This is a genomic window from Algibacter ulvanivorans (genome assembly GCF_048381495.1).
Classification (GTDB): domain Bacteria; phylum Bacteroidota; class Bacteroidia; order Flavobacteriales; family Flavobacteriaceae; genus Algibacter_B; species Algibacter_B ulvanivorans.
Map to the genome: position 1 here is coordinate 1 of NZ_JBLWGD010000063.1, position 301 is coordinate 301.

Here is a 301-nt window from a genome sequence, read left to right on the forward strand (position 1 = left end):
GTTTGGATTGGCAATTCCAGTACTTACATAAGTATTGAAAGTTGCCAGTTCTATGGCAGTAAAGCCATCGTTGTCTGTATCGCAATAATTAACAGGGTCCAAAGGTTGTAAAACCACAGCAGGATTAATAATTAAATTTATATCTGTAAAGTAAGTACAATCTATGCTTTCTATGGTTACGAATAATTGATGCGGACTTGATGTTACTTGGTAAGGAACTGTTTGGTCTATTGGGTTGGTGCCATTGGTTTGGTCTTGTTCGGTTTCATAAAAAGTAAATGTTACATTTTCTAGATTGTTT

Annotated in this window: 1 protein-coding gene; it reads right to left on the minus strand. The window is 34.9% G+C overall.

Features of this window, described 5'->3' with window-relative positions; translation table 11 throughout:
- Positions 1 to 301, minus strand: a 301-nt coding sequence (locus ACNG5D_RS15985) for a hypothetical protein (protein ID WP_418184527.1), incomplete at both ends; no start/stop codon positions are given.